Below are 22,909 nucleotides of genomic sequence, written 5' to 3'. Positions count from 1 at the left end.
CAAAAAGGAACCATTTAATGATGGTTCCTTTTTGCAATGTTGAATTTTTCTAGAAAATCATCAATTACTTTTTCATAGTCGCTGCGATTTTCCGCATACGAGCGGGCGTGTGTTCCAAAAGGTGCATAATAAAGCGCTTTGGGTCCTGGTTTCTTTTCATATAGCTCCTTGGTCATGCGCGGCAAAATGTAGTCGTCTTGAGCGCTGTGGATAAACAGGACCGGGTTTTGGATATGATCAACGAACTGGATGGGAGAGACATCCTTCAGCGAGTAGCCATCCCGGAGTTTTAAAAAGATATTGGCAATGGGCAGTACTGCCTGGCCCGGTAAGCGGAATTCTTCTTTTAGACGGTAGCGAAGCTGTTCTTCTAAGTCAGAAAACGGGCAATCTGCTATATAGAAATCCGCTCCATCTTCAATCATTCCGGCATATAGAAGGGTAGTAGATGCCCCCATTGATTCGCCGTGAATGCCAAGGATAATATCCTGTCCGAAACGATTTTTAGTCCAGTCTATAATAGCTTTTAAGTCAAATTTTTCATAATGGCCATAGCTCGTTGTTTTTCCTTCAGACTGGCCGTGCCGACGATGGTCATACAAAATCACATTCCAGCCTCTTTCCAAGAAAATATTCATATATTTAATGGAGTTGATGGAATGGACGGTTACACCATGACAGAAAATGATAAACTTCTTTGTATTATGCTGTTCAATCACGTTTCCTTTCAGTAAGTAGCCGAACGGAGAGGGAATTGAGAATGGTTTTTTCTCTAAGGTTTCATATACTTCGTCTACGTAAAAGCCCTCCGCTTTTTCGCGCATCAGCAATTCTTCATCTGATTTTTTCCGGATATACATAACCTTATTGGTAAAGAAAAGCCCTACTGTAAGGATATATGCAATGATTGTTCCGAATACAGCCAGCCATTTTTTCATGAATGTGCCCCTTTTTCAGAAATATATTAAGTATAGTTTATCATGGACATAAAAAAAAGAGGGAGTGGGGAACAGTCATGAATAGTATCAAATATTAGTGAGCGTTTTCAAATTAAAGTGCTTACTTTCTATTTTTCTAGATACATACTTCTCGATAAAGGAAACGGCTTCAAGGACTTTGTTCAAATCAATTCCAGTTTTGATCCCCATTTGATGGAGCATAAATACAACATCTTCTGTCGCGATATTTCCTGTTGCCCCTTTGGCGAACGGGCACCCGCCGAGGCCGCCTGCTGATGAATCAAAACGGTAGACCCCCGCTTCGAGTGCTGCATAAATGTTAGCCAGCGCCATTCCTCTTGTATCATGGAAGTGACCTGTAAGTAAAATGTGGGGAAACGCGTTTTTTAATCTTGTAAAAAGAGAATGCACTTCTTTAGGATTGGCCATTCCAATCGTATCGGCAACACTTAGTTCATCGACCCCGGCTTCTACGAACTGCTCGCAAAGTGAAAGGGTTTCTTTCTCCTCTATTTTTCCTTCGTAAGGGCAATAAAAGGAAGTGGAAATGCAGGCACGTATGAATACATCATCCTGTTTTTGCTTTAAAAGAAGCGGTTTTAACTGATTTATGCTTTCTGAAGTCGTTTTATTGATATTTTTTTGATTGAATGTATTGCTAACACCGACAAAAACGGCAATGGCCTCACAATTGAGAGCCCTTGCTGCATCGATTCCTTTTTCGTTTGGCGTAAGGACAATATTTCTTGTCTCGTCTTGAAAAACTTTAACGATTTCTGTTGAATCTTGCATTTGCGGCACCCATTTAGGCGATACAAATGACGTGAGCTCCATTTCTTTAAATCCGGCATCTTTCAAAAGTTGGATAAAGTGGATTTTTACATCTGTCGGAACGAACTGTGTCTCGTTTTGCAGTCCGTCTCGTGCACCAACTTCGATAATAGCGGCAAATTCAGACGACATAATTTTCCTCCTTTATATGGGCTTACAGGCTTAATTCTGCATTTATAGGCAACTTGGGTTTTCACTAACAGAAGTTTTTTACAAGAACAAGAAGGTTCAAGGTGTGAAGAACGGTTAGAAAGGATACTAGATTATCTTTAATTTTATTTGAATTTTCCGTTAATTCAATATAAAAAAATTTTTTGACAAATTAAGAGGAGTTTAAAAAAAAATGACGAATAACTTACCACGTACATAAATTTACGTACAATAATCAATTCAGTAAGGGGAGACAGCGTCATGAGTCAAACAGAAGTTGTAATCGTAAGTGCCGTAAGAACTGCAATCGGCAGCTTTGGGGGAAGTTTACAAAATGTACCGGCAACTACACTGGGTGGAGTAGTCATTAAGCAGGCATTGGAAAAAGCGGGAGTACAGGCAAACGACGTAGATGAAGTCATTATGGGGAACGTTTTACAAGCTGGCTTAGGACAAAATCCGGCTCGCCAAGCTGCGCTTGCAGCAGGCTTACCGCAGGAAGTTTCGGCGATGACTATTAACAAAGTATGTGGATCTGGTTTAAAAGCAGTTCATCTAGCTACACAAGCAATCCTTGCTGGAGATGCTGATATTGTTGTAGCAGGTGGAATGGAGAATATGAGCCAAGCTCCGTATCTATTAAAAGGAGCACGCAACGGCTTTAAAATGGGAGATCAAAAAGTAGTGGACAGCATGATCCAAGATGGATTATGGTGCGCATTTAACGATTATCACATGGGAACTACTGCTGAAAACCTATGTGATAAATATAGCATTTCAAGAGAAGAACAAGATGAGTTCTCCGCTTGGAGCCAACAAAAAGCAGAAGCTGCAATCCAATCAGAACGCTTTAAAGATGAAATTGTTCCTGTTGAAGTACCAGGAAGAAAAGGCCAAGTAACTGTATTTGCTCAAGATGAATTCCCTCGTGCAGGTACGACAGCTGAAGGATTAGGGAAACTTCGTCCCGCTTTCAAAAAAGACGGGTCAGTTACAGCAGGTAACGCTTCTGGTATTAACGACGGTGCTGCAGCCGTTGTTGTAATGAGCCGACAAAAGGCTGATGAGTTAGGCCTTAAGCCTTTAGTGCGTATCCGAGGTAATGCAAGTGCAGGGGTAGATCCTAGTATCATGGGAATCGGACCAGTTACTGCCGTGAAAAAAGCGCTTGAAAAAGCGGCTGTAAGCTTAGAAGACATTGATTTAGTAGAAGCAAATGAAGCCTTTGCGGCACAAGCGATTGCAGTAGATCGCGAACTTCAATTTAACAAAGACAACTTAAATGTAAATGGCGGTGCTATTGCACTTGGACACCCAATTGGTGCAAGCGGCACGCGTGTTTTAGTATCATTAATTCATGAGATGTTAAAACGTGAATCGTCTTTAGGGTTAGCTACATTATGTATCGGCGGCGGCCAAGGTGTAGCGACTATTGTAGAGCGCGCTTAATCATTACACATAGAAGCCACAATCTTTCCTGCTATTAGGGGAAGGACTGTGGCTTTTTTATTGGAAATAGGCAGTTAATCTTAACTTATATAATGAAGATTAAATTCAATGCTTATTAATCTTTGAACGATTTTCAAATATGATATAATACCTCTAAAATACTAGCTGGAGGTTTGTGATGGCTAAAAAAACAAGACAATCAAAACAACCGACACCTTCTTATTTAAAAGATGAAAAAGTAAGTTTAAAAGATCAATTGAACGGCTCCATTTTAGAGCAGCTAAAACAAAAAAAGCAGGTGCTGGAAACGAAAGAAGAAAAACGAAAAGAAGAAGAGTTAAAGAGACAACAAGAGTTACGCAAGCAGCAAGAAAAAAATAAATCGTTTGAGCAGCTTTTGAATGAAAGTGAATTGAACTGGAATGAATTCAAATAAACCCGTGGAGGCAGCGCCCCGGGTTTATTTGAATTTAGACAACCATGTTGATTTTTAATCTCAGAGCTGCTTTACAAACATCGTATATGAATTTGTTTAACGATGAGCCTCGTATCGACTAGCTTTACATAGGTGTTGGATTTGTTTCATTTCTTCGTCAGATAAAGTTGTGGGATTGGCAGCGTCCACATTTTCTTTCAACTGCTCAATGCTGCTTGCACCTGGAATGACCGCTCCTACTGCAGGAGAGTGCAGACAATATTGAATGGCTGTTTCAGTCAATGTGTGATGCGGGCGAAGCTGCTGCAGCTTTGGAAGGATGCTACAAAGTTCTTTGTAAGAGTAGTCTAAGTAATCTTTAGCGGAAAACTTCTCTTCTAGCTTTTCTATCGTTTGATTTGTGAGCAGACCTTTTGCAAGAGGACCTCTGGCGATAATGCTAATGTTATGCTGGGCTAAAATCTCCATTATTTCTTCTTCTGGTCGGCGATCAAGAATACTGTATTGCATCATCACACTGATAATGGATGACTTTTGCAAGTATTCTCGAATGACATTTGGGCGAATGGAAGAAATCCCATAGTGGCGGATGACACCTTCTGTTTTTAACTCTTCAAATGCCTCGATGGTTTCGTCGATACGATCTTCAATTGTACCGCCATGCAATTGATACAGGTCAATGTAATCCGTTTGAAGGCGGCGCAGGCTGTTTTTGACTTGTTCTTTTATGTACGTTTTAGATGGATCCCAGCTCCAGCCGTCTTTGCCTTTTTCCCATCGATTTCCTACCTTTGTTGCCAAAATGACATCTTGTCGTCTTCTCTTGACAGCTTCACCCACTATTTCTTCATTTAAGCCAAAGTCATATAAATCGGCTGTATCTAAATAATTCACACCTAAATCGACAGCCTGATCGAGAATGGCTGCTGCTTTTTTTCTGTCTGTCCCAAGAGACATGCAGCCAAGTCCGAGTGCACTTACATATAAATCGGATGTGCCTAAACGATTTTTCTTCATCTATATACCCCCGTTTCTCTCGTATGCAGTTTTACTTAATGATTGCATTTCAATTATTGTAGCGTGAAAAGAAGCTTGAACTCAAATAAGATGTTTCTTCCGAACTAAATGGCTCTTATTCGGCTATTCAATAACGTTTTTTCATCCAATTGAAAATTCTAATTCTTTTGGAAAGAAGGGAAAGGAATGTGATAAACTATTTAAAACTAAAAGAAGAAAAGCGGAAAGAGCCAAGTTATAGTGGGGTCGTATATCGAGCCAGATAAGAAAAGGGGTATAACAATGGAAAGAGAAGCTTTGTTGATCATTGACATGAGCAATGATTTTGTTGCGGATAATGGAAATTTGACAGTCGGAAAAAAAGCTCAGGATATCGTTCCTGCTATCATTGAATTTGCCAGTGAATGTTTAACTCAAGGGAAAGTAGTGGCGGTGTGTATGGACGGACATGAGGAAAATGATCCTCACTTCGAACTTTGGCCGTCCCACAATGTGAAAGGGACATGGGGACAGCAATTATTTGGGGAGCTGCAAACATGGTATGAGCAAAACAAGCATAATCCGAATGTTATTTACATAGAAAAACCTGAATATGATGCATTTTTCCAAACAAATCTGGATGAAGAACTGAAAGAAAGAGGGGTCAAAATGGTACATTTAGCCGGAGTTTGTACGGATATTTGCACCTTCTTAACCGCTTACGGTGCCTATGCAAGAGGATATAAGACGGTTGCTCATCGCAATAAAATGGCCACGTTTACAGATCACCATGATACATTTATCGACCATATGAAAAACATCTTTAAGACAACGGTTATATAGGATAAGGCCGCAGACATTAAACATTATCAGCATTAAAAAGAGTTGACCGCATTTTGGTGGTCAACTCTTTTTGGCAGGAGACGACTGGATGGACTGCGTTTCAATCCAGCTGGAAACGGACTCGTATTTTTTGCTATATTGCTTCAGCTTTGCACGAATTTGCCACGCTTTACCGACTAGAATAATTCCATTGTCGATGACATATACCTTCATTTTATTCCTCCCGGTATCGGTATGTTAGAATGTATGTAAGAAAGGGAAAAACTAGAACGAGGTGTAGAGAATGGAGCATTTAAAGGAAAAAACCTTAAAATCGGAAAAGTTATTTGGTGGAAGAGTCATTGATTTATACCATGAAGAAGTACTGCTTCCAAATGGAAAAACGAGTACGCGCGAAGTCATAAAGCACCCGGGAGCTGTAGCAGTGATTGCTTTGACGGAGGATCATAAAATTGTAATGGTTCGTCAATACCGAAAGGCGATGGAGCGTGTATTGGTTGAAATTCCTGCCGGTAAATTAGAAAAAGGTGAGCAGCCTGAGGTAACGGCAAAGCGTGAACTGGAGGAAGAAACGGGTTATACGTGTTCTTCCCTGGATCATCTCATTTCGTTTTATACATCACCGGGATTTGCCGACGAATTAGTGCATCTGTATATTGCAACTAACTTGGGAAAAATGGAAGTAAAAGCAAGTCTTGATGAAGATGAGTTTGTTGACGTACTAGAGGTGACATTAGAAGAAGCACTTGGCTTAATCCAGGATCAGCAAATCTATGATGCTAAAACAGCGTATGCCGTTCAATATTTACAACTAAAAAGCGCGTTAGGGGAGTAGTATGCAGCATTACTATGTGGACTTACATATTCATATAGGAAGAACCGGTACCGGGAAGCCAGTTAAGATTACCGCTTCCCGATCACTTACCATTCCCTCCATTATTGAGGAATCTTCCCGACGTAAAGGTATGGATATGATTGGTATCATCGACGGGCACGTTCCTGAAGTACTATGTGAATTCGAACGTTACATCGAAACAGGAGGAATGGTGGAGTTAGAAGAAGGGGGATTTCGATACCATAATCTTACAATAATTCTTGGATCAGAGATTGAGATTTATGATAAGCATTGTCATGGGCCCATTCATGTGCTCGTCTATTTCGGAAGCATAAAAGAAATGACAGAGTTTTCGTTGTGGCTGGGAGCCCGAATGAAAAACATTACATTAAGTTCCCAGCGTATATACGAGCAAGCCGGCGTTGTGCAAGAAAAAGTAAAGGAATTAAACGGTCTGTTTATTCCGGCCCATGTATTCACTCCTTTTAAAAGTCTATATGGTAAAGGGGTAAGGCATTCGTTGACAGAGGTATTCAATCCTTCTTTAATAGACGGAATAGAGTTGGGATTAAGTGCCAACACAGATATGGCAGGCGGAATTGAAGAATTAAAGGCATATTCCTTTTTATCTAATTCAGACGCTCATTCTGTTGCCAAGATTGGAAGAGAGTATCAGCAAATGAAGATGGAGTCACTAAGTTTTACCGAATTGAAAAAAGTATTAAAAAAGGAACATGGACGTAAAATCACTGCTAACTACGGATTAAATCCATTATTAGGAAAATATTATCATACTGTCTGTGAAAAATGCTTTCACAAACAGCCCGCTTCTTCACAATGGATATGCGCACAGTGCGGCCATCATAAGTTTATTAAAGGGGTTTCCGAAAGAATTAAGGAACTGCCCTCTGCAGATTGTCCAATCAGTCGTCCTCCGTATATCCATCAAGTACCTTTGGATTTCATACCGGGTATCGGAGCGAAAACATTGGATAAACTTATTCAATTTGTGGGAACAGAAATGTATATACTACATGAAGCATCCGAAGAAGAGCTGAAAGAATATGTAAAGCCTTCGATTGCCGGTCTCATTTTAAAAGCCCGAAAAGGAGAGCTGGACATTCACTCAGGAGGCGGAGGAATATACGGAAAAGTCATGGCAGATTAGCGGTAAATACTATATGCATTGAACTTCTCTCATTCTTTTTGCAGGAAAAATTATGAAGAGGAGGTCTTGCCTCCTCTTCATAATTTTCTGGCATACAAATCTTACTCTATCATATTATCTAGTAAGGGAATGATAGGAGGAAGACCATGAAAAAGTTAAAACAGTTTTGTCTTTATCATATTCGGGAAAATAGCTCCATTTATTTGTTTACAACCGTTTTGTTTTTAATGGGTGTGATTTTTGGAGCCATTGTCGTCAATAGTTTAAATCTGGAGCAAAAACAAGATCTTTATTTTTATTTGAATCGTTTTTTTGGACAGGTCGCTGCTGGAGAGTTTGTGAGTAAAAATGAGATGTTCCAGCAAAGCCTGGTTCATAATTTGAAGTATCTTGGTTTTATTTGGGTTTTAGGAATTTCAATCATTGGATTGCCTGTCGTATTGGTGTTATTGTTTTTAAAAGGGATGATGATTGGGTTTACAGTTGGGTTTCTAGTCAATCAAATGCAGCTTCATGGTTTCTTGCTTTCATTTGTTTCCGTATTGCCGCAAAATGTTTTTTTAATTCCAGCGTTCATTATTTTATCGACGATCTCTATTTCATTTTCGCTCAAAGTCATTCGTCAGCAGTTTGTAAAAGGAGTTCATGAACCTATATCCTCAGCTTTTTTGCGTTACAGCTTGTCTACCGTATGGATGACTTTGTTTGTCATGGCAGCTTCAGGTTTTGAAGCCTATATGTCCCCGTATTTAATGAAATCGATTTTAACTTTTATTAATAAGTAATAATTATTATAAAATAATCTATATTACTTCTAGATTATAATGATTTTATTTTGACACTTTCTCTACATCTGCTATAATAAAGTGAACATTCACTTGGCAAGTTTTTGATGCATAGAATATACTAAAGAAGACAATTCGACACGCTGTCGCATTGTTCGTATTTATTTGCTGACTTTGGATAATAATTGAATTTATCGATTTTTTATGGGCAGTGTCCTCCGCTTTGCAGGGGACTTACTGCCCGTTAGAGTGCTATGTATATAATGAAGTAAATGGCGAGGGAGGGGATTTTTTAATGGAAAGTCGAATTGAACGAATCAAGCAGCAGTTGCACTCAGCCAGCTATAAGCTTACACCACAAAGGGAGGCGACTGTGAGGGTGCTCCTTGAACATGAAGAGGATCATTTGAGTGCAGAAGATGTGTATCTCCTCGTCAAGGAAAAGTCGCCGGAAATTGGATTAGCGACTGTTTATCGTACGCTTGAACTACTGACGGAATTGAAAATCGTCGACAAAATTAATTTCGGTGACGGTGTATCCCGATACGATCTAAGGCAGGAAGGTGCTGCTCACTTTCATCATCATCTTGTGTGTATTGAGTGTGGAGCAGTTGATGAAATCCAAGAAGATTTACTCGAAGATGTAGAGGAAATCGTTGAACGTCAATGGAATTTTAAAATTAAAGATCATCGCCTGACATTTCATGGTATCTGTTATCGCTGCCAGGAAAAACAGAAGGATGATGAACAATGAAATTGGGGCCTTTTCCAACTAGGAGAAGGTTTTTATTTTAAATAGATGTATAAAACTTGTCCTGCATGGCATATCTTCTAATAGCATACAAATTGGAGGATATGAAAATGAAGGCTTTTATTCAATTGATGTATCAAACATTGAAAGTGTTCATTTTGTTTACGGGATTCACGTTTCTTTTTTACTACGGGATGATGTGGGTTCAGCAAGAGTATCAACAATATCAAAGATACGATGAACCACAAGGGGCAGCCGTTAAAGTAGCGAACATGCAGCCCTTAAACGAGCAGCCAAGCTGGATTGAAAGGTTGTTTCTTTTTTATCATAGCGGGGAGTAGAGGCCAGTGGAACTACATATTAAGGATTTTATGCATTATTTAATAGTGGAGCGCGGATTAGCGAAAAATACGATTGAATCCTATCAACGCGATTTAGTCAAATATGTTCAATATTTAAAGCATGTAGAGCAGCTAAGCGGCGTCAATGATGTGACGAGAGTGAATATTTTATCGTTTTTGAAACATTTACATGAACAAAATAAATCATCTAAAACGATTGCTCGCCATATTGCGTCCATCAGGGCCTTCCATCAATTTTTACTAAGGGAAAAAGCGGCGGAACAGGATCCTTCTGTTCATATTGAAACACCCCAGCTTGAAAGGAAATTGCCCAAAGTACTAAGTGCAGGGGAAGTAGAGGCGCTTTTAAGCATTCCCAATCTCAGTACACCTTTTGGGGTGAGGGATAAAGCGATGCTGGAGCTTTTATATGCAACGGGAATGCGTGTTTCAGAGTTGATGAATTTGAATTTGGATGATGTTCATTTAACGATGGGATTCATTCGCTGTTTTGGAAAAGGGAGTAAGGAGAGAATTGTTCCAATCGGGCGGATGGCTGCGGGAGCGGTGGAGGCTTATTTAACTCAAGCGCGACCGTTGCTGGTAAAAAAGCAAAAGGATGAAACGGCTCTTTTCGTGAATCATCACGGGAATCGTTTGACACGACAGGGTTTTTGGAAAATTTTAAAGAAATTGGCGTTAGAAGCAAAAATTGAGAAAGAATTGACCCCGCACACGCTGAGACATTCTTTTGCCACACATTTATTGGAGAATGGGGCAGATTTGCGTGCAGTACAAGAAATGCTGGGGCATGCGGATATTTCGACTACTCAAATTTATACACATGTTACAAAAACGAGACTTAAAGATGTTTATAATCAATTCCACCCTAGAGCCTAAAAAGACGTCAAGGAATCCACACCTTGGCGTTTTTTTAAGTCATGCCTTTTAGTTTGTCGAGATGGTATTTACCATCTCGACAAACTGCAAAAAAAGTTCTATACTTATGTTGTCAGACTTCTGACCAATTATGAGCAATAAGAAACCGCTTTCAAATAAATGGAAACTCATGGTTTACATGGTTAAATATATATATAAAGGGAAAGTTACAAGTAAGAAAAATTTATAAATGGAGGGAACAAGATGTCTTCACATACATATAAACGAGTATTTCTCATTGTAATGGATTCTGTTGGAATCGGCGAAGCTCCGGACGCAGATAAATATAACGATAAAGGGGCCGATACACTAGGGCATATTGCCGAGCATATGAACGGCTTAAAGATGCCGAACATGGGGAAATTAGGATTGAGCAACATCCGAGAAATTAAAGGGATTGCTAAAGCAGATCAGCCGTTGGGTTATTATACAAAAATGCAAGAGGCATCAGCTGGGAAAGACACGATGACAGGCCATTGGGAAATCATGGGACTTCATATTGATCAGCCTTTTCGTGTGTTTTCAGACGGGTTTCCAGATGAACTAATTCAAGAGCTTGAAGAAAAAACAGGCAGAAAAATTATTGGGAACAAACCTGCTTCCGGTACGGAAATTTTAGATGAACTTGGAAAAGAGCATATAGAAACAGGGGCCCTTATTGTATATACATCTGCGGACTCAGTATTGCAAATTGCGGCTCATGAAGAGATTGTTCCAATCGATGAGCTTTATAAAATTTGTGAAATGGCCCGTGAAATGACTTTAGATGAGAAGTATATGGTAGGGCGTGTTATTGCTCGACCGTTTCTAGGTGAACCGGGCAAGTTCACACGAACAGCGAACCGTCATGATTATGCCCTAAAACCGTTTGGGCGAACTGTAATGAATGAGATGAAGGACGCAGGGCTTGATGTCATTGCAATCGGAAAAATTTCTGATATTTATGATGGGGAAGGTGTGACCCAATCACTTCGAACGAAATCCAATATGGATGGTATGGATAAAATGGCTGATACAGTAAAGATGGATTTTACAGGCTTGAGCTTTGTGAATCTCGTGGATTTTGACGCATTATTTGGCCATCGGCGCGACCCGAAAGGATATGGTGAGGCATTGGAAGAATTCGATGCGCGCTTACCGGAAGTGCTGGATCATTTAAAAGAAGATGATCTATTGATCATCACTGCTGATCATGGGAACGACCCTGTTCACTACGGAACCGATCACACAAGAGAATATGTACCGCTAATTGTTTACAGCCCGCGTATGAAGGGTGGAAAAGAAATACCATTGCGCAGCACATTCGCAGATATCGGCGCAACGATTGCTGATAATTTCAATATCGAAATGCCGAAATACGGAAAAAGCTTTTTAGCTGAACTATCATAAAAGGGAATAGGAGAGTTGAATATGAATCGAGAATTAATTGAAACATCCGCACAATATATTAAAGGGAAATTTTCTTCCACTCCAACAATTGGTCTTATTTTAGGATCGGGACTGGGGGTTCTGGCGGATGAAATTGAAGATGCCATTAAAATTCCATACGAAGAAATTCCTGAATTTCCTGTTTCCACAGTGGAAGGACATGCAGGACAACTTGTTCTTGGTACGATTCATGGTGTAACCGTTGTAGCGATGCAAGGACGCTTTCATTATTATGAAGGCTACAGCATGGATAAAGTGACATTTCCGGTACGTGTCATGAAAGCGATCGGTGTTGAAACATTAATCGTGACCAATGCAGCAGGAGGAGTGAATGAAGCATTCCAGCCGGGAGATTTAATGATTATTTCTGATCATATTAATAATATGGGAAGCAATCCATTGATTGGGCCAAACGATTCTGAACTTGGTGTTCGTTTCCCGGATATGTCCGAAGCCTACTGCAAAGAGCTGAGACAGTTAGCTAAAAATGTTGCCGGAACACTGAATATTTCAGTTCAAGAAGGTGTATATGTAGGAAATACAGGACCTTGCTATGAAACACCGTCAGAAGTCCGTGCACTGCGTGTATTAGGCGGAGATGCAGTTGGTATGTCCACTGTGCCGGAAGTAATTGTTGCCCGCCATTCAGGGTTGAAAGTCTTGGGGATTTCTTGTATTTCCAATATGGCTGCGGGGATTTTGGACCAGCCATTAAATCATGAAGAAGTTATTGAAACGACGGAAAAAGTGAAAAAACAATTTTTATCACTAGTAAAAGGCATTGTAAAAGAATTAGCTTAAATTCTGAATAGAGAAGGTGTTTCATATGAGAATGGTTGATTTAATTGAGAAAAAGCGCGATGGACGAGAGCTTGAGACAGCAGAAATTCAATTCATCGTTCAGGGATTTACAGACGGTTCAATTCCTGATTATCAAATGAGCGCTTTTGGAATGGCAGTTTTTTTCAAGGGATGACAGAAAGAGAACGAGCGGATTTGACAATGGCTATGGTAGAGTCGGGCGATCAAATTGATTTATCCGATATTGAAGGCATTAAAGTGGATAAGCATAGTACAGGGGGCGTTGGCGATACGACGACGCTTGTACTGGCTCCTTTAGTAGCGGCAGTCGGAGTGCCGGTCGCCAAAATGTCCGGCCGCGGACTAGGCCATACAGGCGGAACGATTGATAAATTAGAATCGGTATCGGGTTTCCATGTAGAAATTGATAAACAGCAGTTCATTGATTTAGTGAACAAAAATAAAGTAGCCGTTATTGGACAGACGGGCAATTTAACACCAGCGGATAAAAAACTTTATGCACTTCGTGATGTAACAGCGACAGTCAACAGCATTCCCCTTATTGCAAGTTCTATTATGAGCAAGAAAATTGCCGCTGGAGCTGATGCTATTGTGTTGGACGTTAAGACTGGGGCAGGGGCGTTTATGAAGGATTTAGATGACGCGAAAGAATTGGCTCAGGCGATGGTGAACATCGGTAATAATGTTGGACGTCAAACGATGGCTGTCATTTCTGATATGAGTCAGCCTTTAGGATTTGCCATTGGAAACGCTTTGGAAGTTAAAGAAGCGATTGACACATTAAAGGGGCATGGTCCAAAAGATTTGGAAGAACTTTGCTTAATTCTTGGAAGTCACATGGTATACTTGGCGAAAAAAGCGAACAGCTTAGAAGAAGCTCGTCATATGCTTGAAGGAGTCATTCAAAACGGGAAGGCGCTTGAAACGTTAAAAGTGTTTTTAAGCGCACAGGGCGGTGATGGTTCAGTTGTGGATGATCCATCTAAATTACCGCAAGCAAAATATGTCCTAGATTTAGAAGCGAAAGAAGATGGATATGTTGCAGAAATCGTAGCTGATTCAATTGGGACAGCTGCTATGCTTTTAGGAGCAGGCCGTGCAACGAAAGAATCTGAAATCGACTTGGCCGTAGGACTTGTGCTTAAAAAGAAAATAGGTGACGAAGTGAAAAAAGGTGAGGCGCTTGTCACTATTTACAGCAACCAAGAAAATATTGAAGAGGTAAAGGAAAAAATTTATGAGAGCGTAAAAATTTCTTCAGAAAAAGTAGAAGCACCGCCTCTTGTATATGATAAAATCTCTCACTAACCAAAAAAAGAGAGCCGATAGAATTCTATCGGCTCTCTTTTTTTGGTTAGTGGTATGAAATAAGGTTTATTTGGTAAAAATAGGTTGTATAAAGAATGGAGGGTTATGGAGATGAAGCGATTTTTTTCATTTTCAATCGTGTTAACAGTTCTTTTTTCTTTTCATACAACAGCCGCATTTGCCAAGGAAACATCTACAGCGGAACTAGCTGAGAAGGCCAAATCAGCCGTTTTGATCGAGCGTGATACAGGCACCGTGTTATATGAAAAAAACAGCAACGAAAAGCTTCCACCTGCCAGTATGACTAAGATTATGACGATGATTTTAATTATGGAATCCATCGATGAAGGTAAAATCAAATGGAACGATAAAGTTCGAACAAGTGAATATGCTGCATCGATGGGTGGTTCGCAAATCTTCTTAGAGCCAGGTGAAGAAATGACGGTCGATGAAATGTTAAGAGGCATTGCCATCGGATCTGGAAACGATGCATCTGTCGCAATGGCAGAGCATATTGCAGGCTCGGAAGAAGAGTTTGTAGAGATGATGAACAAAAAGGCAAAAGAGTTAGGGGCGGAAAATACTCAATTCCAAAATCCGACTGGCCTGCCTGTTCCGGAACATTATAGTACAGCCTATGATATGGCCATTATGGCAAAAGAGCTGCTGAAATACGAAAAAATTACGAACTACACAGGTAAATATGAAGATTATCTGCGTGAAGACACAGACAAGAAGTTTTGGCTAGTCAATACAAACCGCCTAGTTAAATTTTACCCCGGTGTAGATGGAGTGAAAACGGGATTTACAAACGAGGCGAAGTACTGCTTAACTGCTACCGCCAAAAAAGGAAATATGAGAGTTATCGCCGTAGTGTTTGGGGCAGATACACCGAAAGATAGGAATGCACAAGTGACCAAGATGCTTGATTATGCGTTCAGCCAGTATCAAACAACCCCTCTTTATAAACGTGATGTAAAAGTTGCTTCTCTCAAAGTGAACAAGGGTGATAAAAAAGAGGTAAATGTCGTGACCTCTGAACCTATTTCCTTGTTAACGAAAAAAGGGACTTCGACAAAAGACATAAAAAAAGACATTAAATTACAAAAGACATTACAGGCCCCTGTTCAAAAAGGACAGGAGATAGGAATGTTGATTATTAAAAAAGACGGAAAAGTTTTAAGTGAATCTCCGCTGGTTGCAGGAGACGAGGTTAAAGAAGCATCCTGGTGGGATTTATTTAAACGCACATTTTCCATGTTTACACAAACATCATAACTAAAGTTGACGAAAAATAACTAGTTTTGTCACAGGGAAGGATTCGAGCGGAAAGCTATCGAAAGACTCTAAAGTGAAACTTTCAAGGGAGGTTTGAACTGTGAGTCTTTCGATAAATTTAGAAGTGAAACATCATGTGTTGCTTGTACGTTTAAGCGGTGAGCTTGATCATCACGCGGCAGATGAATTAAGAACGAAGATTACCAATCTTTTGGATAACGAACCTATTCATCACATTGTGCTAAACCTTCAGGATTTGAGTTTTATGGATAGTTCAGGACTTGGTGTCATTTTAGGAAGATACAAGCAAATCAAAAACAGTGGCGGAGAAATGGTCGTATGTGCGATCTCCCCTTCCGTCCAAAGATTATTTGAAATGTCAGGTTTGTTCAAAATTATTCGCTTAGAACAAACAGAACAAAACGCTTTGGCGACGTTGGGGGTGGCATGATGAAAAATGAAATGCATCTGCAATTTTCGGCGTTAAGCCAAAATGAATCGTTCGCCCGTGTAACAGTAGCGGCATTTGTAACCCAATTGAATCCTACGATGGATGAAGTAACAGAAATTAAAACGGTGGTATCAGAAGCTGTGACGAATGCCATTATTCACGGATATGACAACAATCCCAATGGAACTGTCTACATCTCTGTTTATTTAATTGATGAGGGAACTATTGAAATCGTCATCAAAGATGAAGGGATGGGAATTGAAGATGTCGAGGAAGCAAAGCAGCCGCTTTATACGACAAAGCCTGAATTAGAACGATCCGGAATGGGGTTTACCATTATGGAAAATTTCATGGATGAAATTTCAATTCAATCCTCTGTCTCAAAAGGAACCACGCTTTATTTAAAGAAGCACCTAACAAAAAGTAAAGCTTTATGCAATTAAGGAGATCAGCCTATGGATGTGGAGGTCAAAAACGAACAGAGCCGAGGTTATTTATCCGATTGTGAAGTAAAAGAATTAATAAAAAGAAGTCAGCAGGGAGATCAAGAATCCCGTGACCTTATTGCACAGAAAAACATGCGGCTAGTATGGTCGGTCGTTCAGCGGTTTTTAAATAGAGGGTATGAACCGGATGATTTATTTCAAATCGGTTGCATCGGTCTCTTAAAATCCGTTGACAAGTTTGACTTATCATATGATGTAAAGTTTTCGACGTATGCAGTTCCAATGATTATCGGTGAAATTCAGCGCTTCATCAGGGATGATGGAACGGTGAAAGTGAGTCGTTCTTTAAAGGAACTGAGCAACAAAATTCGTAAGGCAAAGGATGAGCTCTCTAAGACGTTAAATAGAGTACCGACTGTTTTAGAAGTAGCCGAGTATTTAGACATTACACCGGAAGATGTTGTAATGGCTCAAGAAGCTAATCGTGCTCCTACTTCGATTCATGAGACCGTGTATGAAAATGATGGGGATCCCATTACGTTATTAGATCAAATTGCCGACCAGAATGAAGGAAAGTGGTTTGATAAAATGGCGTTAAGGGAAGCCATCGAGGAATTGGACGAGAGAGAGAAACTCATTGTTTACCTGCGATACTATAAAGATCAAACACAATCAGAAGTGGCTTCTAGACTAGGCATCTCACAAGTACAAGTTTCTCGTTTGGAAAAGAAAATCTTACAGCAAATGAAAAACAGAATGGAAGGCTAGCAGGTGACCGAAAAGGGAAAAACAGCCCCTTTTCGGTCACCTGCCACAAAATGGGCCGTCATATAAATCCAGTAACATTAAGGATTTTAATTGACGGTCCATTTTGTGTAAAATCTTCAAAATTAATTGATTTTGAAGGATGGTTCAGCCATCCATGATGATTTGAAATTCATTTTTAGAAGAGTGAAGCGGAAAGCCTGCTTTTTTAGGCTTTCCGCTTCACTTTTTTGTGGTAATTAATGGATGTTTGATTTTTGAATTAGAAAATTTAAGAAATAACATACTACTCATACGAGGAGAACCATTTGCAAGGTGTGATATACGTGGAAAATACAGTTTATTTACGGATGCGTCATCGTGTGCAAGTTAATCCCAATGAGACGGTGAGGTTAGGACAGATTGCTTTAATCATTGCTAGATCTGAAACGAAAGAAAAGCTTCAAAAATTGCTCATTCATCAAGTAACGATGAGTGACCGTAATATCATTGTTGTTGATGTCATGAAGGTTATTGCTCAAATGAAAAAAGAGGATGCTGATCTGGACATCCAAAATATCGGTCCGGCACAAACCATTGTGGAAGTCATGTTTAAAAAGAAAAATTATTCAGGATTCTTTTTTGCGCTTGTATGGTTATTACTCTTTATCGGAGCGGCTCTAGCCATCATGAACTTCCACGAGGATGTAAGTATGAGGCAAGTTCACCAAAAACTATTTTACATGCTGACTGGAGTAAAGGATGAAAAGCCGTTGTTACTGCAAATACCGTACTCGTTCGGATTAGGCTTAGGGATGGTGCTGTTTTTTAACCATCTTTTTCGTAAGCGAATCAATGAGGAACCCAGCCCTTTAGAAGTAGAGATGTTTAATTATCAACAAGATTTAGATCAATATGTCATTATGCATGAAAACAAAGAGAGTATGAAAAACATTGATGAGTCTTAATGTGTTGTTCACCATCTTTATAGGTTTTGCCGGAGGGCTGGCTGTAGGAGCCGGATTTGTTGCTTTTTTGACCGTATTAGGCGTCATTCCAAGACTCATGCAGTTAACAAAGACAATGAAATATGTACAGGGTTATGAATGGGGCGTAATTATGGGAGCCATATGCGGAGGATGGATGAGCCTTCATGGATATGTATTGTATCTCCCTGGATTTATAGCGGTCATCGTCGGGACTGCAAGCGGTATTTTTAATGGAATGCTGGCGGCTGCACTGACAGAAGTAATGAATGTACTGCCGATTTTAGCTAAAAGAATCGGTGTGGCAGAAAAAATAATCGTTTTATTGATGGCTATTGTGTTAGGTAAGGTATTTGGTTCGTTATTCCATTGGATTTATTTTGTCGATCGATAAAATAGAGCGTATGCCAATGGGCGGCTTTGTGGCCCGATAGATTGAGATCATAACGAAGAGTAATGCTATCTATGACAAAGCATGTATTCAAAGTAGATAAAAATCGGAGGGAGTATAGGTGAGCAATCAACAAAAATTAAAGGATAATTATAAAAAAAATATCAAGCCTTATCAGCCGAAGCCTCCTTATTTTATGAATTGTCTAAAAGCGTTTGTCGTAGGGGGGCTCATTTGCGCTTTGGGGCAAGCCATTGAAAATTTTTACTTACATTATTTCGACTATACTAAGGAAGATGTTGGAAATCCAACAGTAGCGACTCTTATCTTGTTTTCAGCCCTTTTGACTGGTTTTGGAGTTTACGATAAGCTCGGTCAGTTCGCCGGGGCGGGTTCTGCTGTTCCAGTAACAGGGTTTGCCAATTCGATGACAAGTGCAGCGATGGAACATCGCAGCGAAGGGCTTGTTCTAGGGGTAGCGACAAACATGTTCAAGTTAGCGGGAAGCGTCATTACATTTGGGGTGGTCGCTGCTTACATCATGGGGATGCTGCGATATGCATTCAAAGCCTTTTTTTAATAGAAGGGAGAATGAATATGCGTCTTGCTGGAAAGCAAACATGGATGTTTGAGAATGACATTTATATTAATGCAACGGGAACAGCCGTGGGCCCTAAGGAGGCGGAAGGTCCTTTAGCGGAATCGTTTGATGTTACCCATACAGATTTACATTGCGGCGAAGACAATTGGGAGCTGGCCGAACGGCTGTTAATGAAAGAAGCCATTGATTCTTGTTTACAAAAAGGGAACTTGAGTTATTCAGATGTTGATTTCTTTTTGGCTGGGGATTTGCTTAATCAAAATGTAACGGCCAATTATGTAGCAAGGCAAAATCGAATCCCGTTTTTATGTATGTTTGGTGCCTGTTCCACTTCAATGGAAACATTGGCTGTAGGGGCTGCTTTAGTAGATGGGGGATTTGCGAGAAAAATAATGGCGGCAACGAGCAGCCATAATGCAACAGCTGAAAGGCAATTCCGTTATCCGACAGAGTATGGGGGACAAAAACCTGACACCGCTACTTTTACCGTGACGGGAGCGGGAGCAGCGCTCGTCTCACAAGAAAAGGGATTAGTAAAAATAACGTCGGCTACTATCGGAAAAGTAGCCGATTATGGAATAGCAGATCCATTTGATATGGGGTCGGCTATGGCTCCTGCAGCTGCTGATACGATACGGCAGCACTTTGTAGACACAAACCGTTCTCCATCGTATTACGATCTTATTGTAACGGGTGATTTATCGGGAGTGGGAAGCCCTATCTTAAAAAAACTGCTCCAAGAAGAGGGATATGATGTCTTTGATGTGCATAACGATTGCGGATTAATGATTTACAGGCCCGATCAAGAAGTTTTTGCAGGAGGGAGCGGATGCGGTTGTTCAGCAGTCGTTACATACGGCTATATTTTAAATGAATTAATAAAGGGCAATTTTAAAAGAGTCTTTGTTGTAGCGACAGGTGCGCTGCTAAGTCCGACCATGATTCAACAGAAAGAAACCATTCCTACTATTGCTCATGGGGTTGTCATTGAGGCGTCGGAGGGAGGCAATTAAATGGAATACGTCATTGCATTTTTAGTTGGAGGAGCGATTTGTGTCATTGGTCAATTGCTATTGGACATCGCTAAACTAACTCCCGCCCATGTAACAAGTTCTTTCGTAGTCGCCGGAGCCGTACTGGATGGCTTTGGGCTTTATGATAAGCTGATTGACTTTGCGGGAGCGGGGGCGACCGTTCCCATTACAAGCTTCGGCCATTCGCTGCTGCACGGAGCGATGGAACAAGCGGAAAAACACGGGTTCATCGGTATTGCAATGGGGATTTTCGAGCTGACGTCAGCAGGCATTGCCTCAGCCATTTTGTTTGCCTTTATTGTTGCTCTGATCTTTAAACCGAAAGGATAAAGAAACATATGGAGAAAAGAAGGGTTATTGTCGTTACAGATGGTGATGAATATGCTGAAAAGACCGTTGAACATGTAGCAAAGCAATATGGAGGCCGATGTATTTCTCAATCGCATGGAAATCCAACGAAATTAACGGGACCGGAAATCGTAAAGCTTATTATGAAAACCCCTTATGATCCCGTATTTGTCATGTTTGATGACAGTGGTTTTTTAGGTGAAGGGGCGGGAGAGCGGGCGTTAAAATATGTCGTCAATCATGAGAAAGTGGATGTGCTGGGCGTGATTGCTGTAGCCTCTAAAACACATCAAAATGAGTGGACAAGGGTGGATGTGAGTATTGACCGTTATGGGGAATTGACAGAATATGGAGTGGACAAAAGCGGTATTGCTGAATTTGAAATAGGCAGAATAAATGGCGACACCGTTTATTGTCTGGATAGTCTGCAAGTGCCGATTGTGGTAGGAATCGGTGATATTGGAAAGATGGCAAGAAAAGATGATATTCAATACGGTTCCCCCATCACAATGAAAGCCGTGGAAGTAATTTTAGAAAGGAGTGGGTACGGTGGCAGAACAAACAAAGCAAAAAACAGCGATTTACACGAAGGTCCATGAAAATGATAAATGGTTTATAGAAAACGGAAGCATGAATATAAGCTTCGATGTAGGTGTACGCAAGCTGCTTATCTTGGATCGTGAAGTGCACATGTACTATGTGACAGGACTTTGTGATAGCAACTACATCATTCAAATTGCCGATCAGCTTGTAGAAGTAAATGACCATGAAACAGAAAAGGCAAAAGCCAAAGCCATTATTGAGAATCGTCTCATTCATCAACAAGTTACTCCGATTGAATATTTAGAAGATGCACTTGATACGATCTTATCAGGGCTGATTGTCGTATTGATTGATGAAGAAGATACAGGTTATCAAGTGGATGTGCGGAGTTATCCGGGACGCGGCCCCGAAGAGCCCGACACGGAAAAAGTAGTTAGAGGGTCACGGGATGGATTTACCGAAAATATTATTATTAATACAGCATTAATGAGAAGGCGTATTCGAGATGGAAACCTTCGTTTTGAAATTATGAAAGTGGGAGAGCGTTCAAAAACAGACGTGGCAGTGGGCTATATAAAAGATATAGCGGATCCGGGATTAGTGGATGTGGTGAAAAAAGAACTTCAAATGATTAAAACGGATGGCCTTACGATGGCGGATAAAACGATTGAAGAGTTTCTTGTGAAACAAGGATACAACCCTTTTCCGCTTGTACGCTATACGGAACGGCCGGATGTGGCAGCCGAGCATCTATTGGAAGGACACGTAGTTATCATAACCGACACGTCTCCAAGCGTTATTATTACGCCGACAACATTATTTCACCATGTTCAACATGCGGAAGAATACCGGCAGTCGCCCGCTGTTGGAACATTTATTCGTTGGGTACGTTATATTGGTATTATGGCTTCTGTTTTTTTACTGCCGTTATGGTTTTTATTCGTGGTAGAACCTTCGTTATTGCCGCCTAACTTACAATTCATTGGACCAAATGAAAAGACAAATATTCCGATGATTGTTCAAATTTTTATGGCGGATATTGGAATTGAATTTTTAAGGCTCGCCGCCATTCATACTCCAACGCCATTATCAACAGCCATGGGCTTAATTGCCGCTGCGTTAATTGGACAAATTGCCATTGATGTAGGCTTGTTCGTTCCAGAAGTTATTTTATATGTGGCGGTTGCGGCGATTGGAAACTTTGCTACTCCGAGCTATGAGCTCAGTGTGGCGAATAAAATGGCACGACTCATATTGCTGTCGGCAGTCGCGGCTTTCCACGCTCCTGGTTTTGTTATTGGGGCAACTTTATATATTTTGCTGCTTGCAAGCACACGTTCATTAAATACACCATATTTATGGCCATTTATTCCTTTTAATCCAAGTGCTTTCAAAGGGATTGTGTTTCGAACTTCTAAGCCGGGAGATAATGTTAGACCAAGTGTTGTCCATCCCCAAAATAAATCAAAACAACCCGTTTAATCAAACGTTAATAAAGTTCTGATGTTCAAAATTTAACGGCAAAAAAAGATTATCCCGCATTAACGGGCAGCGAATCATGACGCAAAACTTCGCCAATCATGATGAAAATGAACAAAACCGTTTATTTTCATGGGAGTAAGACCTCCACTTGAAGATTTGAGAGAAATTGAAAAAGCTAAGCAGGGAATAACTGCCCTAATCTAGCTTTCTCGTGTAAAAGCCCGACAAAAGGAACACAGACTAATATCGCCGCGTCCTGCGGCAACGTGTGAGTGACCTGCATCGTGCAGGCCAAACTAACCATCAGTGGGGATGAAGGTAGGCCCCACTGATGGAAGTTTGCTTTATATTTTGCGTTGCAAGAATGTGGTTGCATGACCTTTATAGATGTGATAAGGTTGTTTTAATTAAGTAAAGTGATCAATTGGCGAGGCAGTTATCAGCTTAAGGGCTGACTAGCTGTCTCTTTGTCTACATTGATAAAATGAATGGTCCATCAGCCGAGCAAAGGGCTGTTCGATTAAGAGTCAATCCGTTAGGGTTACTTCCCGTTAGAGCGGGATA

26 protein-coding genes and 1 pseudogene are annotated in these 22,909 nt (G+C 40.5%); 23 read left to right on the top strand and 4 right to left on the bottom strand.

From position 1 onward, the window contains the following. Window positions 1-14 precede the first annotated feature (14 nt). The gene (locus BK575_RS21665) at window positions 15-938 is read right to left on the bottom strand and encodes an alpha/beta hydrolase (protein WP_078413674.1); all 924 of its coding nucleotides are present in this window, start codon (window positions 936-938) and stop codon (window positions 15-17) included. 87 nt (window positions 939-1,025) lie between these two features. Then, window positions 1,026-1,922 carry a hydroxymethylglutaryl-CoA lyase gene (locus BK575_RS21660; protein ID WP_078413673.1) on the bottom strand — a complete coding sequence of 299 codons (897 nt, stop codon included), beginning with the start codon at window positions 1,920-1,922 and terminating at the stop codon, window positions 1,026-1,028. Between the two features lie 279 nt (window positions 1,923-2,201). Here BK575_RS21660 and BK575_RS21655 point away from each other — a divergent pair, with 279 nt between their 5' ends. Next, window positions 2,202-3,389 carry an acetyl-CoA C-acetyltransferase gene (locus BK575_RS21655; RefSeq protein ID WP_078413672.1) on the top strand — a complete coding sequence of 396 codons (1,188 nt, stop codon included), beginning with the start codon at window positions 2,202-2,204 and terminating at the stop codon, window positions 3,387-3,389. 178 nt (window positions 3,390-3,567) lie between these two features. Continuing rightward, window positions 3,568-3,825 carry a YqkE family protein gene (locus BK575_RS21650; RefSeq protein WP_078413671.1) on the top strand — a complete coding sequence of 86 codons (258 nt, stop codon included), beginning with the start codon at window positions 3,568-3,570 and terminating at the stop codon, window positions 3,823-3,825. A gap of 96 nt (window positions 3,826-3,921) precedes the next feature. Here BK575_RS21650 and BK575_RS21645 read toward each other — a convergent pair whose 3' ends face one another. After that, window positions 3,922-4,842 carry an aldo/keto reductase gene (locus tag BK575_RS21645; protein ID WP_078413670.1) on the bottom strand — a complete coding sequence of 307 codons (921 nt, stop codon included), beginning with the start codon at window positions 4,840-4,842 and terminating at the stop codon, window positions 3,922-3,924. A gap of 282 nt (window positions 4,843-5,124) precedes the next feature. Here BK575_RS21645 and BK575_RS21640 point away from each other — a divergent pair, with 282 nt between their 5' ends. Continuing rightward, window positions 5,125-5,664, top strand: coding sequence for a cysteine hydrolase family protein (locus BK575_RS21640; protein WP_078413669.1), 540 nt, complete (start codon window positions 5,125-5,127; stop codon window positions 5,662-5,664). 60 nt (window positions 5,665-5,724) lie between these two features. On the opposite strand, the gene mciZ is transcribed toward BK575_RS21640, so the two are convergent. Further along, window positions 5,725-5,877: a Z-ring formation inhibitor MciZ gene (gene mciZ, locus BK575_RS21635; RefSeq protein ID WP_078413668.1), complete on the bottom strand. Its 153-nt coding sequence runs from the start codon at window positions 5,875-5,877 to the stop codon at window positions 5,725-5,727. A gap of 70 nt (window positions 5,878-5,947) precedes the next feature. On the opposite strand from mciZ, the gene BK575_RS21630 reads away from it, so the two are divergent. The 20 genes and pseudogenes from BK575_RS21630 to BK575_RS21535 all read left to right on the top strand — a co-directional run bounded on the left by BK575_RS21630 (window position 5,948) and on the right by BK575_RS21535 (window position 22,345). Next, window positions 5,948-6,499: an NUDIX hydrolase gene (locus BK575_RS21630; protein WP_078413667.1), complete on the top strand. Its 552-nt coding sequence runs from the start codon at window positions 5,948-5,950 to the stop codon at window positions 6,497-6,499. A 1-nt stretch (window position 6,500) separates the two neighbouring features. Continuing rightward, the gene (locus tag BK575_RS21625; protein WP_078413666.1) at window positions 6,501-7,667 is read left to right on the top strand and encodes an endonuclease Q family protein; all 1,167 of its coding nucleotides are present in this window, start codon (window positions 6,501-6,503) and stop codon (window positions 7,665-7,667) included. Between the two features lie 146 nt (window positions 7,668-7,813). Continuing rightward, window positions 7,814-8,452, top strand: coding sequence for a stage II sporulation protein M (spoIIM, locus tag BK575_RS21620; protein WP_078413665.1), 639 nt, complete (start codon window positions 7,814-7,816; stop codon window positions 8,450-8,452). A gap of 295 nt (window positions 8,453-8,747) precedes the next feature. Further along, the gene (fur, locus tag BK575_RS21615) at window positions 8,748-9,206 is read left to right on the top strand and encodes a ferric iron uptake transcriptional regulator (RefSeq protein WP_078413664.1); all 459 of its coding nucleotides are present in this window, start codon (window positions 8,748-8,750) and stop codon (window positions 9,204-9,206) included. 107 nt (window positions 9,207-9,313) lie between these two features. Continuing rightward, complete coding sequence (locus BK575_RS21610; RefSeq protein ID WP_078413663.1) at window positions 9,314-9,544, top strand: DUF4227 family protein; 231 nt, start codon at window positions 9,314-9,316, stop codon at window positions 9,542-9,544. Window positions 9,545-9,550: 6 nt separating this feature from the next. Then, entirely contained in the window at window positions 9,551-10,444 is an 894-nt protein-coding gene (gene xerD / locus BK575_RS21605) for a site-specific tyrosine recombinase XerD (RefSeq protein WP_078413662.1), read from the top strand. A gap of 243 nt (window positions 10,445-10,687) precedes the next feature. Continuing rightward, complete coding sequence (gene deoB / locus BK575_RS21600) at window positions 10,688-11,872, top strand: phosphopentomutase (RefSeq protein ID WP_078413661.1); 1,185 nt, start codon at window positions 10,688-10,690, stop codon at window positions 11,870-11,872. A gap of 21 nt (window positions 11,873-11,893) precedes the next feature. Next, window positions 11,894-12,712, top strand: a complete 819-nt coding sequence (locus tag BK575_RS21595) for a purine-nucleoside phosphorylase (protein WP_078413660.1) — start codon at window positions 11,894-11,896, stop codon at window positions 12,710-12,712. A 25-nt stretch (window positions 12,713-12,737) separates the two neighbouring features. After that, a pseudogene (locus BK575_RS21590) lies at window positions 12,738-14,041 on the top strand (pyrimidine-nucleoside phosphorylase). 111 nt (window positions 14,042-14,152) lie between these two features. Next, a complete protein-coding gene (locus BK575_RS21585) occupies window positions 14,153-15,319 on the top strand; it encodes a D-alanyl-D-alanine carboxypeptidase family protein (protein WP_078413659.1) in 1,167 nt (388 codons plus the stop codon). Window positions 15,320-15,419: 100 nt separating this feature from the next. Next, window positions 15,420-15,770, top strand: coding sequence for an anti-sigma F factor antagonist (gene spoIIAA, locus BK575_RS21580; RefSeq protein ID WP_078413658.1), 351 nt, complete (start codon window positions 15,420-15,422; stop codon window positions 15,768-15,770). Next, entirely contained in the window at window positions 15,770-16,213 is a 444-nt protein-coding gene (gene spoIIAB / locus BK575_RS21575; RefSeq protein WP_078413657.1) for an anti-sigma F factor, read from the top strand. Before spoIIAA ends, spoIIAB begins: the two co-directional genes overlap by 1 nt. Before the next feature lie 12 nt (window positions 16,214-16,225). Beyond that, window positions 16,226-16,984 carry an RNA polymerase sporulation sigma factor SigF gene (gene sigF / locus BK575_RS21570; protein WP_078413656.1) on the top strand — a complete coding sequence of 253 codons (759 nt, stop codon included), beginning with the start codon at window positions 16,226-16,228 and terminating at the stop codon, window positions 16,982-16,984. Window positions 16,985-17,307: 323 nt separating this feature from the next. Further along, window positions 17,308-17,928: a stage V sporulation protein AA gene (locus BK575_RS21565; protein ID WP_078414913.1), complete on the top strand. Its 621-nt coding sequence runs from the start codon at window positions 17,308-17,310 to the stop codon at window positions 17,926-17,928. Next, entirely contained in the window at window positions 17,918-18,340 is a 423-nt protein-coding gene (locus tag BK575_RS21560) for a stage V sporulation protein AB (protein WP_078413655.1), read from the top strand. Before BK575_RS21565 ends, BK575_RS21560 begins: the two co-directional genes overlap by 11 nt. Window positions 18,341-18,458: 118 nt before the next feature. Then, window positions 18,459-18,917, top strand: coding sequence for a stage V sporulation protein AC (spoVAC, locus tag BK575_RS21555; protein ID WP_078413654.1), 459 nt, complete (start codon window positions 18,459-18,461; stop codon window positions 18,915-18,917). A 17-nt stretch (window positions 18,918-18,934) separates the two neighbouring features. Next, window positions 18,935-19,951, top strand: coding sequence for a stage V sporulation protein AD (gene spoVAD / locus BK575_RS21550; RefSeq protein WP_078413653.1), 1,017 nt, complete (start codon window positions 18,935-18,937; stop codon window positions 19,949-19,951). After that, window positions 19,952-20,302 carry a stage V sporulation protein AE gene (gene spoVAE / locus BK575_RS21545; RefSeq protein WP_028394765.1) on the top strand — a complete coding sequence of 117 codons (351 nt, stop codon included), beginning with the start codon at window positions 19,952-19,954 and terminating at the stop codon, window positions 20,300-20,302. An 8-nt stretch (window positions 20,303-20,310) separates the two neighbouring features. Then, window positions 20,311-20,919 carry a stage V sporulation protein SpoVABEA gene (locus tag BK575_RS21540; RefSeq protein ID WP_078413652.1) on the top strand — a complete coding sequence of 203 codons (609 nt, stop codon included), beginning with the start codon at window positions 20,311-20,313 and terminating at the stop codon, window positions 20,917-20,919. Then, on the top strand, window positions 20,900-22,345 hold the full coding sequence (locus BK575_RS21535) for a spore germination protein (protein WP_407984388.1): 1,446 nt from the start codon (window positions 20,900-20,902) through the stop codon (window positions 22,343-22,345). Before BK575_RS21540 ends, BK575_RS21535 begins: the two co-directional genes overlap by 20 nt. Window positions 22,346-22,909: the final 564 nt, after the last annotated feature.

The sequence above is a fragment of the Priestia abyssalis genome, from assembly GCF_002019595.1.
In the GTDB taxonomy this organism is placed as follows: domain Bacteria; phylum Bacillota; class Bacilli; order Bacillales; family Bacillaceae_H; genus Bacillus_BA; species Bacillus_BA abyssalis.
Note: the sequence above shows the minus strand (reverse complement) of the source record. Positions and strands in the feature narration are given on the sequence as shown.

What these genes read in the sequence shown, in the direction of transcription:
- spoIIAB (WP_078413657.1), top strand. Translation starts at nt 15,770, where the DNA reads ATGAAAAATGAAATGCATCTGCAATTTTCGGCGTTAAGCCAAAATGAA.
- BK575_RS21645 (WP_078413670.1), bottom strand. Translation starts at nt 4,842, where the DNA reads ATGAAGAAAAATCGTTTAGGCACATCCGATTTATATGTAAGTGCACTC.
- spoVAE (WP_028394765.1), top strand. Translation starts at nt 19,952, where the DNA reads ATGGAATACGTCATTGCATTTTTAGTTGGAGGAGCGATTTGTGTCATT.
- fur (WP_078413664.1), top strand. Translation starts at nt 8,748, where the DNA reads ATGGAAAGTCGAATTGAACGAATCAAGCAGCAGTTGCACTCAGCCAGC.
- BK575_RS21585 (WP_078413659.1), top strand. Translation starts at nt 14,153, where the DNA reads ATGAAGCGATTTTTTTCATTTTCAATCGTGTTAACAGTTCTTTTTTCT.
- BK575_RS21540 (WP_078413652.1), top strand. Translation starts at nt 20,311, where the DNA reads ATGGAGAAAAGAAGGGTTATTGTCGTTACAGATGGTGATGAATATGCT.
- BK575_RS21665 (WP_078413674.1), bottom strand. Translation starts at nt 938, where the DNA reads ATGAAAAAATGGCTGGCTGTATTCGGAACAATCATTGCATATATCCTT.
- BK575_RS21630 (WP_078413667.1), top strand. Translation starts at nt 5,948, where the DNA reads ATGGAGCATTTAAAGGAAAAAACCTTAAAATCGGAAAAGTTATTTGGT.
- BK575_RS21560 (WP_078413655.1), top strand. Translation starts at nt 17,918, where the DNA reads ATGAGTCTTAATGTGTTGTTCACCATCTTTATAGGTTTTGCCGGAGGG.
- spoIIM (WP_078413665.1), top strand. Translation starts at nt 7,814, where the DNA reads ATGAAAAAGTTAAAACAGTTTTGTCTTTATCATATTCGGGAAAATAGC.
- BK575_RS21660 (WP_078413673.1), bottom strand. Translation starts at nt 1,922, where the DNA reads ATGTCGTCTGAATTTGCCGCTATTATCGAAGTTGGTGCACGAGACGGA.
- BK575_RS21640 (WP_078413669.1), top strand. Translation starts at nt 5,125, where the DNA reads ATGGAAAGAGAAGCTTTGTTGATCATTGACATGAGCAATGATTTTGTT.
- spoVAD (WP_078413653.1), top strand. Translation starts at nt 18,935, where the DNA reads ATGCGTCTTGCTGGAAAGCAAACATGGATGTTTGAGAATGACATTTAT.
- BK575_RS21595 (WP_078413660.1), top strand. Translation starts at nt 11,894, where the DNA reads ATGAATCGAGAATTAATTGAAACATCCGCACAATATATTAAAGGGAAA.
- BK575_RS21610 (WP_078413663.1), top strand. Translation starts at nt 9,314, where the DNA reads ATGAAGGCTTTTATTCAATTGATGTATCAAACATTGAAAGTGTTCATT.
- mciZ (WP_078413668.1), bottom strand. Translation starts at nt 5,877, where the DNA reads ATGAAGGTATATGTCATCGACAATGGAATTATTCTAGTCGGTAAAGCG.
- BK575_RS21655 (WP_078413672.1), top strand. Translation starts at nt 2,202, where the DNA reads ATGAGTCAAACAGAAGTTGTAATCGTAAGTGCCGTAAGAACTGCAATC.
- BK575_RS21650 (WP_078413671.1), top strand. Translation starts at nt 3,568, where the DNA reads ATGGCTAAAAAAACAAGACAATCAAAACAACCGACACCTTCTTATTTA.
- BK575_RS21625 (WP_078413666.1), top strand. Translation starts at nt 6,501, where the DNA reads ATGCAGCATTACTATGTGGACTTACATATTCATATAGGAAGAACCGGT.
- deoB (WP_078413661.1), top strand. Translation starts at nt 10,688, where the DNA reads ATGTCTTCACATACATATAAACGAGTATTTCTCATTGTAATGGATTCT.
- sigF (WP_078413656.1), top strand. Translation starts at nt 16,226, where the DNA reads ATGGATGTGGAGGTCAAAAACGAACAGAGCCGAGGTTATTTATCCGAT.